The sequence below is a fragment of the Azospirillum sp. B2RO_4 genome (assembly GCF_051124815.1).
In the GTDB taxonomy this organism is placed as follows: domain Bacteria; phylum Pseudomonadota; class Alphaproteobacteria; order Azospirillales; family Azospirillaceae; genus Azospirillum.
Map to the genome: position 1 here is coordinate 1637613 of NZ_CP118485.1, position 13381 is coordinate 1650993.

Here is a 13381-nt window from a genome sequence, read left to right on the forward strand (position 1 = left end):
CCGCCTGTCCATCGCGGCCAACCGCGGGACGGTTCACTCCCCGCGGCCCTGCACCGCCTTCAACACATAGACGCGGATGGCACTGGAAAGATTGCCGGTGCGGCTCTGGTCGATTTCCTCGATCAGGGCGTTCACCGACAGGCCGCGGGACTGCGCCACGGATTTCAGGGCGTCCCAGAACTCTTCCTCGAGGGAGACGCTGGTAGGATGGCCGGCGATCAGAACCGAACGCTTCTTCATGGTCACGCACGCATCTCAGTGGGGGATGGGGGTGGTCAGAGGAAGGCCGGAACGGCCGCGAACGACACACCCCCACCCTAACCCCAAGCTTAGCCTGGACCAACCATCCGTTCGGGTCGAACCCATTGATCGAATTGCTCATCCGTCAGGAGTCCGAGTTCCCGCCCGGCCTCCTTTAGACTTGTCCCTTCCTTGTGGGCTTTCTTGGCGATCTTCGCCGCATTGTCATAGCCGATGTGGGGGTTGAGCGCCGTTACCAGCATCAGGCTGTCCGACACCAGCCGGGCGATGCGGTCGCGGTTGGCCTCGATTCCCACCACGCAATTGTCGGTGAAGCTGTTCGCCGCGTCGGCCAGCAGGCGGATCGACTGCAGGACGTTGAAGGCGATCACCGGCTTGAACACGTTCAGTTCGAAATGGCCGGTGGCGCCGGCGACGGTCACGGTGGTGTGGTTGCCCATCACCTGGGCGCAGACCATCGTCATCGCCTCCGACTGGGTCGGGTTGACCTTGCCGGGCATGATGGAGGATCCCGGCTCGTTCTCCGGCAGCGACAGCTCGCCGATGCCCGACCGCGGGCCGGAGCCCAGCAGGCGGATGTCGTTGGCGATCTTCATCAGCGACACCGCCAGCGTGTTCAGATGGCCATGCACGTCGACCAATGAATCATGGGTCGCCAGCGCCTCGAACTTGTTCTCCGCGGTGACGAAGGGTAGGCCGGTGAAGGCAGCCACCTCCTCCGCGAACGCCTCGGCGAAGCCCGGCTTGGCGTTCAGACCGGTGCCGACCGCCGTGCCGCCCTGGGCCAGCCGGTAGAGCTGCGGCAGCGCGCCCTTCACCCGCGCGATGCCGTAGGAGACCTGCGCGGCGTAGCCGGAAAACTCCTGCCCAAGCGTCAGCGGCGTCGCGTCCTGCAGATGGGTGCGGCCGATCTTGACGATCTCCTGGAAGGCGTCGGCCTTGGCGTCGAGCGCGCTGCGCAGATGCTCCAGCGCCGGGATCAGGCTGCGCACGATCTCGTCGGCCGCCGCGATGTGCATGGCGGTGGGGAAGCTGTCGTTCGACGACTGGCCCATGTTGACATGGTCGTTGGGGTGGATCGGCGTCTTCGACCCCATGGTTCCGCCCAGCTTCTCGATGGCACGATTCGCGATCACCTCGTTGGCGTTCATGTTGGACTGGGTGCCGGAGCCGGTCTGCCACACCACCAGCGGGAAATGGTCGGCCAGCCGGCCGTCGATCACCTCGTCGGCCGCCTCCATGATCGCGGCGCCGAGCTTCGGGTCGAGCAAGCCCAGCTTCAGGTTGGCGGCGGCAGCCGCGCGCTTCTGGATGCCCAGCGCACGCACCAGCGGGGCCGGCATACGCTCCCCGCCGATGCGGAAATTCTGGAGCGAGCGCTGGGTCTGCGCGCCCCAGTATCGGTCGGCCGGAACATCTATGGGGCCGAAGCTGTCGGTTTCGGTGCGGACACCGCTCATGGTCGGACCTTTCCTGATCGCCGCTTTTGGTCACGGATGGGGCGGGTTGCAAATGCCTCCGCCCCGCCTGATCTTTGCGGTGAGGGCGCCGACGGCAAGGGGGCGTCTGGAGGGGCGGTTTGGGGCGGACCAAGCGGAAGCTTGGGCGACTCGGCAGAAATCCTCACTTCACCCCCGAATTTGTTCTTGTTGCGTTCGCGGTTCTTCCGTACCCTTTTCCCAGTGACCGGTCGAACGCCGCAAGTCCGGCGGTTACCGGCAGCAATAGGGCGACAGCGACAGGGGGAACAGAATGGACGATCTGGCACACGACCATATCCGCGCCTTCATTGCCCGGACGCGCGTTTCGGAGATGAAAAGCCGCGGCTGGCGCGTTCTTGGTCCGGGGGAGGAAGGATCCGTTCTGATGGAAGGCCCGATGCTGGCCGGACGGGCCGCGGTGATGGATGCGCCCATCGGCGGGATCTTCGACGATCTGATCGCCCGCGCGCTGGAACGGGCCGACGCCCGGGATCGCATGACGGCCCGCCGCGCCGCCTGAACCCGTACAACCACCGGCATTTCAAGGGGGGCGCGATCTCAAACGGGGTTGGAGGGACTGCACCCTTTGGTAGTTCCTCCCTCCAATTCCCTCAGGCGCTCTGAGCAACCTGACATAACGGCGCGTGTTGTCATAGTGCATGACACCCGCCGGGACATCCGACAGTGACCTATTGCAGCAGGGTATCGAGCGCCCCAATAGACATTTTGGGTAACTCTTCGGGGTGGTCGTAGGCGACGAGACCATAGATCGGAAGTACCCCCGAAGATACCACCTGCCGCATAGTCCCGTTAGGAAGTCTTTAACTGGCCCGATGGCTCAATAAGGCCATCGGGAACGCTCAGGCCAAGGGAGATTTACATGATCGGCGCCGTCAACACCAAGAAGATCAACGCATCCTCTGCGGCCCATATCGCGCTTCTCGATCAGTTCATTCGACTGACCCAAGACACCATCGTCGAGCAGGACGACGCCTTCATTCGCGACAGCCTGGTCGATCTTCTGGCAAACCTGCGCACCGAACGCGCCGACTATGCCGAGATCATCGGCGCGTCCGCATTGAACCGCGCCGCCTGATCCCATGCCTTACTCCTCCCCGGCCTTCCCTTCGGACGCAAGCCCGTCGGATGCGAGCCCCTCGGATGCGAGATTGGCCAGTGCCTCGCCGGTCAGGCGGTAGGGAAGCCATTCCTTCATCTGGCGGAAGCCGATCCGGTCGTAGAATCCCCGCGCCGGGTTCCAATCCAGCACACTGAGGTCGACACGACGGTAGCCGCGCTCCACCGCGCGCTGCGCCACCGCGGACAGCAGCTTGCGTCCGACGCCGTAGCGCCGCGCGTCGGGGGTCACGTAGAGATCCTCGACATACAGGCCAGGCCGCCCCTCCCAGGTGGAGAAGTTGCGGAAGGTCAGGGCGAAGCCGACCGGGGTGCCGTCCAGTTCGGCGATCAGCGCCTCGAACACCGGCTGCGGCCCCCAGCCGTCGCGGCGGAAATCCTCCTCGGTCGCCTTTACCGCGTCGGATTCGCGCTCGAACTCCGCCAACTCGCGGACGAACCGCAGGATGGTGGTGCAATCCTCCTCGACGGCGGGGCGGATGGTGACGGTCGGCATCGGCGGCGGGCTCCCTTGATTTGGCGCAAACGAAACGGGGAGCGGACCATAGCCCGCTCCCCGCTCTCGTGCACCCCCATCGAACCGGATGTGTCGGACCGGATGCCGTCAGTCGTCGCCGCCGCCTTTCAGGTCGAGGATGCCGCGCAGCTCCTGCACGCGGCGTTCGGCGCTGTGTTCGGCCAGCACCCGCTTGCGCGCCCGGCGGCCGAGGTCGGTCAGGTGGTTGCGTGGCAGCATCATCGCGGTGGTGACGTCGTCGGTCTGGGCAGCCACCAGGATCTCGCGGCCGGGTTCGAAGAAGCTGTCCAGCCCCTCCCACTGGTCGGCGACTATGGCGGAGCCGCAGGCGGCGGCCAGGAACAGCCGATCGGACGGACACCAGCCGATCCTGCGCTCGTCGTCGCGGGCCAGCGTCAGCGCCAGACTGGCCGAAGCCAGCACGTCGGCATGCTGCGCCGGGTCCAGATCAGGGAAGGTCAGGATGTTGGAGGCGCGCGGCACGCCATCCGGCAGGTCGGCGCCGACCAGCACGAAGCGACGGCGGGTCAGCCGCTGGGCGGGATCGATGAAGAAGCGGTCCAGACCCTCGCGGATACCGTCCGGCCCGCCGACGATGCAGCAGAGATCGCCCAGATACTCCCGCTTGAAGTCGCCGGGCTTGTCCGCCTCCGGCACGATCCAGGGATAGAGCGGGGCCACCGACTCCGCCCCGGCCTTGGCGCGGTAGCGGTCCAGCGCCGGCCCGCCGCACGAGGCCAGCACCATGTCGAAGCCCCCCAGCCCGTCGGCCGGCAGATGTGCCACCGCCTCCCCCGCCTCAAGCGCGGTCAGGCTGACCGCGGCTTCGGGATCGTAGAGCACGCGGCGCGGCGCCTTGGACTGACGGACGAGCTCGGCGGCGAGACGGGCGTCCGGCCCTTGCGCCACCACCAGCGCCACGCCGGCATCGTCGGCCTGCGCCGCCGCCTCCACCGCGACATCGTCCCAGGCTCCGTAGGACAGCACGTCTCCGCCGGGGATCGTCCAAGGCGTCGGCCTGTCCGGGCCGCTGCGTTCGACCGCGACGACCCGATGGCCGCGGATCGCCAGCGCCTGGATCAGCGCACGCCAGCGCGATCTGTGCCCGCCATCCTGGCGATACCCGTTGGTCAAGCCGAAGATCACGATTTTCATGGCGACGGCACCCTTGGCGTTCCGTGACAGAAGGCGGCCTCTTCATCGAAGCGGCACCCGATCGATGCGGTTTCCGGATCGGAGCGCCTCCAGTTCAACGCGATTGAGGAAGGCGGTGTTCCGGATTTCGCTCCCGTTCCATCATCCTTGTCGGGAACCGGTCTTCCCGGGATCGGCACCCAAATGCGGATACCAGCCGGACGGGAATTGCGAAAGCGATGCGTTGGATTTTGATATGGACCGGTCCGCCGGCCCTGCAAGCTGGTCTGCGCCGCAATCGGGGGTTCTACCCCGGAGGCGCCCATTTGTCGGTTGAGCCTTGCGGCCGGGGGCCTTAGGGTCACGCCCCGGTTCCCCCTCCGATCACGGTCGAGCGCATGCGAGTCCCGTTCCGTCATCCCGCCCGTCTCCTTCTCGCCACCCTGCTGATGGCCGGCTGCCAGAGCACAGGCGCCACCGCCCCGGTCGCCTCCGGCAGCCCGACAACTGCCACCATCCCGGCCCCGGCGGCAGCGGCGCAGCAGTCCGTCTCCTTCGCCGAATGGCTGGCGGCGTTGCGTGCCGAGGCGCTGGGCCAGGGCATCCGTCCGCAGACCTTCGACCGCGCCTTCCAGCGGGTGAAGTTGTCCGACCGCGTCGTGGAGCTGGATTCGGCCCAGCCCGAGTTCACCCGGCAAGTGTGGCAGTATTTGGACAGCGCCGTGAACGAAAAGCGCGTCCAGGACGGCCGGCAGAAGCTGCAGGAGCATGCGGCGTTGCTTTCCCGCATCACCCGCCGCACCGGCGTGCCGGGGGAGATCCTGGTCGCCTTCTGGGGCGTGGAGTCGGACTTCGGCAAATCCACCGGCAACTTCTCGGTCATCGACGCGCTGACGACGCTGGCCTTCGAGGGCCGCCGCGCCGCCTATTTCCGCTCGGAACTGCTGGCGGCCCTGCGCATCCTCGATTCCGGCGACATCGCGCCGGAGCGGATGAGCGGCTCCTGGGCCGGGGCGATGGGGCAGACCCAGTTCATGCCGACCGTCTTCCTGCGCAACGCGGTGGACGAGGACGGCGACGGCCATCGCGACATCTGGGGCAGCATGCCCGACGTGCTGGCCTCCACCGCCAAGTTCGTGCTCGCCAACGGCTGGCGGCCGGGCGAGCCCTGGGGGCAGGAGGTGCGGTTGCCCGACGGCTTCCCCTACGATCAGGCGGAGTTGGGCATGACCAAGCCGCTGTCGGAATGGCGACGGCTGGGCGTGCGTCCGCTGGACGGCAGCGAACTGGACGGCGACGCCCCGGCATCGGTGCTGGTGCTGGCCGGGCATCGCGGGCCGGCCTTCCTGGTGCGCGACAATTTCCGCGCGATCATGCGCTACAACCCGTCGACCAGCTATTCGCTGGCCGTGGCATTGCTGGCCGACCGCATGACCGGCAAGCCCGGCGTCCGCGGCAACTGGCCGCGCGAGGAACAGGCGCTGAGCCGCGACGAACGCGTCGACCTTCAGCAGCGGCTCGCGGCGTTGGGCATGGAGCCGGGTGCGGCCGACGGCATCGTCGGGGCGAACACGCGCAGCGCGGTGCGGCGGTTCCAGGCGTCCATCGGCGAGATCCCGGACGGGTTCGCCACCAAGGGGCTGCTGGAGCGGTTGCGGCAGCGGTCTTAGGGAGGGTTGGGGGTGTTAGGGCGTGTCGTCAGTTATGGGATTCCCAGCGGTAGGAATGCGTGATTCATAGAAGGTCGGCTGACGGGAGGGCCGACGGATGCGACGCTATGCTTTGCGCGACGACCAGTGGGATCGGGTCCAGGCTTTTCTGCCGGGGCGGGCGGGCCATGTCGGGGGGACGGCGAAGGACAACCGGCTGTTTGTCGAGGCGGTGCTGTACCGTTACCGGGCTGGCATTCCCTGGCGCGACCTGCCCACCCGGTTCGGGGATTGGAAGAACACCCACCGCCGCTACCGCCGCTGGTGCGAGAGCGGGGTGTTCGAGCGCCTTTTCAAGGCCCTGGCCGAGGATGGCGACAACGAGTACATGATGCTCGACGCGACCATCGTCCGCGCCCACCAGCACAGCGCCGGGGCGCGAAAAAAGGGGGCGCCTGCCAAGCCATCGGCCGATCACGAGGGGGGCTGACGACGAAGATCCATGCCATCGTGGACGCCTTGGGCAACCCGGTGGCGATCTCCCTGACCCCCGGTCAGGCCTCTGACTTCAGCCAAGCCGCCCCTCTGCTCGACGCGGTCGAGCCGCAGGCCCTCATCGCCGACAAGGCCTATGATGGCGACGCCTTGATCGACGCCTTGAAGGAGCGCGACATCGTCCCCGTCATCCCGTCCAAGGCGAATCGGCTGATCGCCCGCGATACCGATTTCGCCTTGTACCGCGAACGTAATCTCGTCGAGCGATTCTTCAACAAGATGAAGGGCTTCCGAGCCATTGCCACTCGATACGACAAGCTTGCCAGCACTTTTTTGGCGGCTGTTTACCTCGTGTCGGCTGTCATCTGGCTCAACTGACGACACGCCCTAGGGTTCGCGGTTGAGAAGTTAGACCCCCACCCTAACCCTCCCCCGCTGGGCGGGGGAGGGGATTAGTGCTTAGGCGGGAGAGTGGCGGCAGTCCCTCCCCCGCCCAGCGGGGGAGGATAGGTGGGGGTTAGCGTGACCGTCCCGCTAATCCCTCACCCGCCACCCCGCCGCGCAGCAGCCCCCAGGCGCCGGCCAGCAGAACCGCCGCCACGCCAGCGCCGACCAGCGCATCGGGCGCGCCGTCCAGCAGAAGCCAGCTTGCCGCCAGCCCGACCAGACCGGCGGCGAGCGGCAGAACGTCCTTGCGCGAGCACAGCCAGATCGCCCGCAGGGTCAGCGTGCCGCGCCGGTTGGCGAACAGCAGGGTCGCGGTCGCCACCGTCACGCCGATGGCCAGCAAAAGGGCAAGGCTGGCGAGCGGCACGTCCGGGATCGCCATGCCGGCAATGCTGCGCCCGGCCGTCACCACCAGAGCCACGGCGGCAACCGCCAGCACCACCCCCTGCAGCAGCGACAACCGGGCGCGCAGCTCGGGCCGCTGCCCCGTGCCGGCCAGGGTCACCGCGTGGCCGGCGGCGTGGTTCAGCACCAAGAGCGCCGCCGCCCACAGCGAGACCGCCTGCGTCGCATTGGCGGCGGCAAGCAGCAGGGCGCCAAGCAGCCCGTTCACCACCATCGCCATCCGCATCGTGTGCTTCAGGTCTTCCGGCCCACCGGACGGACGGGATGATCCGCCACCACAGGACCCTCCGCCACAGGAACCGCCACCGCAACCGCCGTCCATCGCACCGCCCTTTCCCACAGGAGACCGGCGGGAATCATAGGAGTGCGGGGGCGGCCAGTCCACCATCATCAGTATTTTCTGATATGCGCCACACCCATGGCGGCGCATCGAAAGGGGTGGCTCCGCCGACAGGCTACCCTTTCGAACGGCTGCGGGGATAACCCGGTCCACCCAACGGTGCAGGGGACGTCTCATTGGTCGCTTACCCGTCCCCATCCCATGAAAAGCAGCGGGGCGAGGCGGATATGGGGACAGACACAGCCGCATCATCGGAACCACTCCATGACGAAGCGCCCCGCCTCCCCCGTGAAGATCCTGATTGTCGACGACAATCCGCTGCTGCAGCGGGCGTTGAAGGACATGCTGGGTCTGTGGGGCGTCGGCCAGATCACCGCGGTCGCCAATGGGCAGGAGGCCAAGGACGCCCTGCGGCGCGAGGTGTTCGACCTGATGGTGACCGACTGGGTGATGGAGCCGGTGGGCGGCGCGCAGTTGATCCAGTGGATCCGACAGTCACCGGGCAGCCTGCGGCCCAACATGCCGATCATCGTGCTGACCGCCAACGCCGACCTCGCCACCGTGCGCAGCGCCTGGGATGCCGGCGCCGATTCCGTGCTGGCAAAGCCTGTACCCGCCGCCACGCTGGCCCGGCGCATCGACGCGGTGCTGAACCGCCGCGACGGCACGCCGCGCACCTCCAGCGGAGGGGCCACCGGTGCGACCACCGACGGAACCGCGACCCGCGGCGAAAGCCGCCCGAACTCAGCACGTCCGGCCGACCAGGGCGGCATCTCCGCCACCGGCCTGCCCGCCCCCCGGCCGGCGGCTCCGCGCCCGGTGGTTAATGGCGCGCCGCAGTTGCCGCCTCCGATGCCGCCCGCGGCCGTCCCGGCTTCGGTGACGCCACCGGACCGCAGCGCCGCCACCATGCGCAGCGACGATCCGAAGCGGGTGCGGCTGCTGCTGGCGCTCGACAAGCTGGAGGCGGCCATCGACCGGCCCGACCCGATCGGCAGCCGGCTGCGCCACGCCCTGTCCGACCTGCAGATCGCCGCCGCCGGCGATTCCGCCGCGTCCTCCATCGTCGCGTCGCTGTCCACCTGTGTCACCTGGGTGGAACCGGATGTCGAGGGCTATACCGACGCCCTGCAGGCCCATGCCGCTGCCTTGCGATGGTTGGTGGGGTCGGATGGCGGCACCCAGTCGATGGCGGTGGCGCTGTGCCTGATCCGCACGCTGCGCGCCAGCGTCCGCACCCTGGCCGCCCGCGGCCACACCGACTTCGGCGGCTGGCCCGAAGGCGGCAGCCCGACGCCTCCGGGCAAGTCCCCCCTCACCGGCCGCTGAGTCCGTCCCCATATCGCTTGGACAGGTTCTGGGCGAGAGGTGAGCGGAGCGGGAATTTCCGCAAGGCAGGGCATTCCATACGCTCCGTTACGGAAGACCGCCGGTTGCCGGCCGATCCTTGCTTTTTGCGATCCGGCCGGCCACAGGCGTTGCGATATAAGACAGCCTTCATTACCTTTTTGCCCAGCGAACAAATCGACGCCCCAGCACTCCGTGCAGGAGTATGCCAGGCTGCCGACCGATGGGAGGGAATGAAGAATGGCGCTCGCAACTGTCTCACTCGAAGACAAGTACGCGCTGGAAGAGGGTCGCGTTTACCTCACCGGCACCCAGGCGCTGGTGCGCCTGCCGATGATGCAGCGCCAGCGCGATCTCGCCGCCGGGCTGAACACCGGCTGCTTCATTTCCGGCTATCGCGGCTCGCCGCTGGGCGGTTTCGACCAGAATCTGTGGAACGCCCGCAAGTTCCTGGAAAAGAACCACATCCAGTTCCAGCCCGGCGTGAACGAGGAGCTTGGCGCCACCGCCGTCTGGGGCAGCCAGCAGGTCGGCATGTTCAAGGGCGCCAAGTATGACGGCGTCTTTTCCATGTGGTACGGCAAGGGCCCCGGCGTCGACCGCTCCGGCGACGTGTTCAAGCATGCCAACGCGGCCGGCACCTCGAAGCATGGCGGCGTGCTGGTGCTGACCGGCGACGACCACAACTGCAAATCCTCCACCTTCCCGCACCAGTCCGAACACGCCTATATGCACGCGATGATCCCGGTGCTGAACCCGTCGGGGGTGCAGGAGATCCTGGATTACGGCCTAATCGGCTGGCAGATGAGCCGCTTCTCCGGCTGCTGGATCGCCATGAAGACGATCGCGGAGACGGTGGACACCTCGGCGTCGGTCTATATCGACCCGCACCGCGTGTCCCCGGTCATCCCCGCCGATTTCCCGATGCCGCCGGGCGGCCTGAACATCCGCTGGCCCGACCCGCCGCTGGAGCAGGAACACCGGCTGATGAAGCACAAGCTGTACGCCGCCCTGGCGTTCGCGCGTGCCAACAAGCTGGACAAGGTGGTGATGGAGAGCCCGCGTCCGCGCTTTGGCATCGTCACCACTGGCAAGAGCTATCTCGACGTCCGCCAGGCCTTCGACGAGCTGGGCATCACCGAGGAGATGGCGGCCGATTGGGGCATCACCGTCTACAAGGTCGGCATGCCCTGGCCGCTGGAGCGCGACGGCGTCCGCCACTTCGCCGAGGGCCTGGAAGAGATCGTCGTGGTCGAGGAAAAGCGCGCGGTCATCGAGAACCAGCTGAAGGAACAGCTTTACAACTGGAACCCCGACGTCCGTCCGAAGGTGGTCGGCAAGTTCGACGAGGAGGGCGAGTGGATCCTGCCCAGTGCCGGCGAGCTGACCCCGGCGCAGATCGCCGTCGTGATCGGCCGCCGCCTGCAGCGCTTCATCGACAACGAGAATCTCGTCCGCCGCATCGCCTTCCTCGACGCGCAGGAGAAGCAGAAGGCCCATGTGGCACGTGTGGTGCGCAAGCCGACCTTCTGCTCCGGCTGCCCGCACAACACCTCCACCGTCGTACCGGAGGGCAGCCGCGCGCTGGGCGGCATCGGCTGCCACTATATGGCGACGTGGCTGGACCGCTCGACCGACACCTTCACCCAGATGGGCGGCGAGGGCGTGCCGTGGGTCGGTCAGGCCGCCTTCACCGACGAAAAGCACATCTTCGCCAATCTGGGCGACGGCACCTATTTCCACTCCGGCATCCTGGCGATCCGTCAGGCCATCGCCGCCAAGGTGAACATCACCTACAAGATCCTGTTCAACGACGCGGTCGCGATGACCGGCGGCCAGCCCTTCGACGGCACGCTGACCGTGCAGTCGATCGCCAACGTCCTGCGGGCGGAGGGCGTCCAGCGCATCACCGTGGTCTCGGACGAGCCGGAGAAGTACGGCATCAACAGCGGCCTGCCGCAATACGCCAACGTCGAGCACCGCGACGACCTCGACCGCGTGCAGAAGGAGATGCGCGAGGTCCCCGGCGTCAGCGTCCTGATCTATGACCAGACCTGCGCCACCGAGAAGCGGCGCCGCCGCAAGCGCGGCAAGATGGTCGACCCGGCCAAGCGGGTGGTCATCAACGAGCTGGTCTGCGAAGGCTGCGGCGATTGCTCCGCCAAGTCGTCCTGCGTGTCGGTGATCCCGCAGGAGACCGAGTTCGGCCGCAAGCGCCAGATCGACCAGTCCAGCTGCAACAAGGATTATTCCTGCACCAAGGGCTTCTGCCCGAGCTTCGTGACGGTGGAAGGCGGGCAGCTGCGGAAACCGAAGCCGGCGGCGGCGAAGTCGGCCGACGCCTCCGCCCTGCCCGCCCCCGTCATCCCGGCCTTCGACAAGACCTGGAGCCTGTATGTCACCGGCGTCGGCGGCACCGGCGTCGTCACCATCGGCGCGCTGCTGGGCATGGCCGCCCACATCGAGGGCAAGGGCGTCGGCGTGCTCGACATGACCGGCCTCGCCCAGAAGGGCGGCGCGGTGACCAGCCACATCCGCATCGCCAACACGCCGGAGGATATCCACTCCGTCCGCATTGCTGCCGGCGGCGCCGACGCGGTGCTGGGCTGCGACCTGATCGTCGCGGCGGCCGGCGACGGCCTGTCGAAGATGACCCCCGGCCGCACCCGCGCCGTCATCAACACCCACGACAGCATCACCGCCGACTTCATCAAGAAGCCGGACATGGTGATCCCGGTGCGCGATCTGGTCGGCGACATCCGCAAGGCCTGCGGCGGCGAGTCGAATGTCGACGCCTTCGACGCGACGAAGCTGGCCACCGCGCTGCTGGGCGACAGCATCTATGCCAACCCGTTCCTGATGGGCTATGCGTGGCAGAAGGGGCTGATCCCGCTGACCGAGCAGTCGATCCTGAAGGCCATCGAACTGAACGGCGTGTCGGTGAAGCTGAACCTCGACGCCTTCCAGTGGGGCCGCCGCGCCGCCGTCGATCTGGCCGCCGTCGAGGCCGCCGCCAAGCCGCAGGAGCCGGTGCAGACCACGCAATCGCTGCTGCTCGACCAGCGCCGTCCGTCCGGCAGCCTGGAGGAGGTGATCGAGCGCCGTCACCGCTTCCTGGTCGATTACCAGGACGCCGCCTACGCCGCCCGCTATCACGCGCTAATCGACTGGACCCGCCGGACGGAGCAGCAGAAGGTCCCCGGCTCCACCGCGCTGACCGAGGCGGTCGCCCGCGCCCACTTCAAGCTGATGGCCTACAAGGACGAGTATGAGGTGGCGCGCCTCTACACCGACAGCGGCTTCGTCGAGAATGTGCAGCGCATGTTCGAAGGCGACTGGAAGCTGACCTTCCACATGGCCCCGCCGGTGATGGGCGATACCGACGAGGAGGGTGGCGAACCGAAGAAGAAGACCTTCGGCCCGTGGATGCTGCATGCACTGCGCCTGCTGGCCAAGGGCAAGCGCCTGCGCGGCACCCGTCTGGACCCGTTCGGCCGCACCGCCGAGCGCCGGCAGGAGCGCCAGTTGATCGCCGACTATGAGGCGGTTGTCGGCGAACTGCTGAACGGCCTGACCCGCGAGAAGCTGGCCCTGGCGGTGGAGATCGCCTCGCTGCCGATGGAGATGCGCGGCTACGGCCCGGTGAAGGCCCGCAACGTGGCGGCGGCGAAGGCGAAGGAAGCCAAGCTGCTGGAGACCTTCCGCGCCCCGGTCGCCGCCCCGCAGCCGATCGCGGCGGAGTGAGGTGGTTCGGGTCGTTCAGTGAGGTAATGTGAAGCGAAGGAGCCCGCCCCGGTGATGCCGGGGCGGGCTCCTTCCTTTTTTCAGGGCCGCTTCGACCCGGCGGTCATCTTCCAGATCGCGACGAAGAACAGCGCGGTGCCGAGCAGGGCCGCGTAGAGCACGATGCTCGGGTGGAAAATGAAGCCGATCGGCAGGATCAGCAGCATCAACGCCGCGGCGAGCAGCCCGAGCACGAAGATGCCGGGGTTGAAGTGCTCATAGATCGGGGCGTTCAGGTCGGCGTGGGTGGCCATGGCATGTGCTCCATTCCGGCGCCGCTGACGCGCGGCTTTGAGGAAAGATATGAGCACAGGCTAATAGGTTGGGGGGCGGGTGGCATTGCGAATTCGCAATGCGGTCGTTGGAGCTGTGCTCACCTTATCCA

12 protein-coding genes are annotated in these 13381 nt (G+C 67.4%); 6 read left to right on the forward strand and 6 right to left on the reverse strand.

The window, feature by feature from the left end; translation table 11 throughout:
* Positions 1-33 precede the first annotated feature (33 nt).
* Positions 34-240 carry a ribbon-helix-helix domain-containing protein gene (locus PWS46_RS07765; RefSeq protein WP_434619946.1) on the reverse strand — a complete coding sequence of 69 codons (207 nt, stop codon included), beginning with the start codon at positions 238-240 and terminating at the stop codon, positions 34-36.
* An 89-nt stretch (positions 241-329) separates the two neighbouring features.
* A complete protein-coding gene (gene fumC, locus PWS46_RS07770) occupies positions 330-1721 on the reverse strand; it encodes a class II fumarate hydratase (RefSeq protein WP_434613350.1) in 1392 nt (463 codons plus the stop codon).
* Between the two features lie 292 nt (positions 1722-2013).
* Here fumC and PWS46_RS07775 point away from each other — a divergent pair, with 292 nt between their 5' ends.
* On the forward strand, positions 2014-2262 hold the full coding sequence (locus PWS46_RS07775; RefSeq protein WP_434613353.1) for a hypothetical protein: 249 nt from the start codon (positions 2014-2016) through the stop codon (positions 2260-2262).
* A 360-nt stretch (positions 2263-2622) separates the two neighbouring features.
* Positions 2623-2838: a hypothetical protein gene (locus PWS46_RS07780; RefSeq protein WP_434613356.1), complete on the forward strand. Its 216-nt coding sequence runs from the start codon at positions 2623-2625 to the stop codon at positions 2836-2838.
* A gap of 9 nt (positions 2839-2847) precedes the next feature.
* Here the strand turns inward: PWS46_RS07780 and PWS46_RS07785 are convergent, their stop codons facing one another.
* Both PWS46_RS07785 and PWS46_RS07790 read right to left on the reverse strand, forming a co-directional pair.
* A complete protein-coding gene (locus tag PWS46_RS07785) occupies positions 2848-3375 on the reverse strand; it encodes a GNAT family N-acetyltransferase (RefSeq protein WP_434613359.1) in 528 nt (175 codons plus the stop codon).
* 108 nt (positions 3376-3483) lie between these two features.
* The gene (locus PWS46_RS07790; RefSeq protein ID WP_434613362.1) at positions 3484-4551 is read right to left on the reverse strand and encodes a CgeB family protein; all 1068 of its coding nucleotides are present in this window, start codon (positions 4549-4551) and stop codon (positions 3484-3486) included.
* A 377-nt stretch (positions 4552-4928) separates the two neighbouring features.
* On the opposite strand from PWS46_RS07790, the gene PWS46_RS07795 reads away from it, so the two are divergent.
* Positions 4929-6200 (forward strand): lytic murein transglycosylase, encoded by a 1272-nt coding sequence (locus tag PWS46_RS07795; protein WP_434613365.1) that lies wholly within the window; start codon positions 4929-4931, stop codon positions 6198-6200.
* A gap of 97 nt (positions 6201-6297) precedes the next feature.
* Positions 6298-7052 (forward strand): IS5 family transposase gene (locus tag PWS46_RS07800; protein ID WP_434613367.1). Its coding sequence is split into 2 segments (ribosomal slippage): positions 6298-6619 and positions 6619-7052, totalling 756 coding nucleotides; the frame shifts between segments, so codons are not numbered across the junction.
* Positions 7053-7191: 139 nt separating this feature from the next.
* Here the strand turns inward: PWS46_RS07800 and PWS46_RS07805 are convergent.
* Positions 7192-7752, reverse strand: coding sequence for a hypothetical protein (locus tag PWS46_RS07805; RefSeq protein ID WP_434613370.1), 561 nt, complete (start codon positions 7750-7752; stop codon positions 7192-7194).
* Positions 7753-8130: 378 nt separating this feature from the next.
* On the opposite strand from PWS46_RS07805, the gene PWS46_RS07810 reads away from it, so the two are divergent.
* Together PWS46_RS07810 and PWS46_RS07815 are read left to right on the forward strand one after the other, a co-directional pair.
* Positions 8131-9195, forward strand: a complete 1065-nt coding sequence (locus PWS46_RS07810) for a response regulator (protein ID WP_434613373.1) — start codon at positions 8131-8133, stop codon at positions 9193-9195.
* Positions 9196-9453: 258 nt separating this feature from the next.
* Positions 9454-12957: an indolepyruvate ferredoxin oxidoreductase family protein gene (locus PWS46_RS07815; RefSeq protein WP_434613376.1), complete on the forward strand. Its 3504-nt coding sequence runs from the start codon at positions 9454-9456 to the stop codon at positions 12955-12957.
* Positions 12958-13037: 80 nt separating this feature from the next.
* Here PWS46_RS07815 and PWS46_RS07820 read toward each other — a convergent pair whose 3' ends face one another.
* Complete coding sequence (locus PWS46_RS07820) at positions 13038-13250, reverse strand: hypothetical protein (RefSeq protein ID WP_109149942.1); 213 nt, start codon at positions 13248-13250, stop codon at positions 13038-13040.
* Positions 13251-13381 lie beyond the last annotated feature (131 nt).

Coding starts and splice junctions, on each gene's coding strand:
- PWS46_RS07765 (WP_434619946.1), bottom strand. CDS start 240: ATGAAGAAGCGTTCGGTTCTGATCGCCGGCCATCCTACCAGCGTCTCC.
- fumC (WP_434613350.1), bottom strand. CDS start 1,721: ATGAGCGGTGTCCGCACCGAAACCGACAGCTTCGGCCCCATAGATGTT.
- PWS46_RS07775 (WP_434613353.1), top strand. CDS start 2,014: ATGGACGATCTGGCACACGACCATATCCGCGCCTTCATTGCCCGGACG.
- PWS46_RS07780 (WP_434613356.1), top strand. CDS start 2,623: ATGATCGGCGCCGTCAACACCAAGAAGATCAACGCATCCTCTGCGGCC.
- PWS46_RS07785 (WP_434613359.1), bottom strand. CDS start 3,375: ATGCCGACCGTCACCATCCGCCCCGCCGTCGAGGAGGATTGCACCACC.
- PWS46_RS07790 (WP_434613362.1), bottom strand. CDS start 4,551: ATGAAAATCGTGATCTTCGGCTTGACCAACGGGTATCGCCAGGATGGC.
- PWS46_RS07795 (WP_434613365.1), top strand. CDS start 4,929: ATGCGAGTCCCGTTCCGTCATCCCGCCCGTCTCCTTCTCGCCACCCTG.
- PWS46_RS07805 (WP_434613370.1), bottom strand. CDS start 7,752: ATGCGGATGGCGATGGTGGTGAACGGGCTGCTTGGCGCCCTGCTGCTT.
- PWS46_RS07810 (WP_434613373.1), top strand. CDS start 8,131: ATGACGAAGCGCCCCGCCTCCCCCGTGAAGATCCTGATTGTCGACGAC.
- PWS46_RS07815 (WP_434613376.1), top strand. CDS start 9,454: ATGGCGCTCGCAACTGTCTCACTCGAAGACAAGTACGCGCTGGAAGAG.
- PWS46_RS07820 (WP_109149942.1), bottom strand. CDS start 13,250: ATGGCCACCCACGCCGACCTGAACGCCCCGATCTATGAGCACTTCAAC.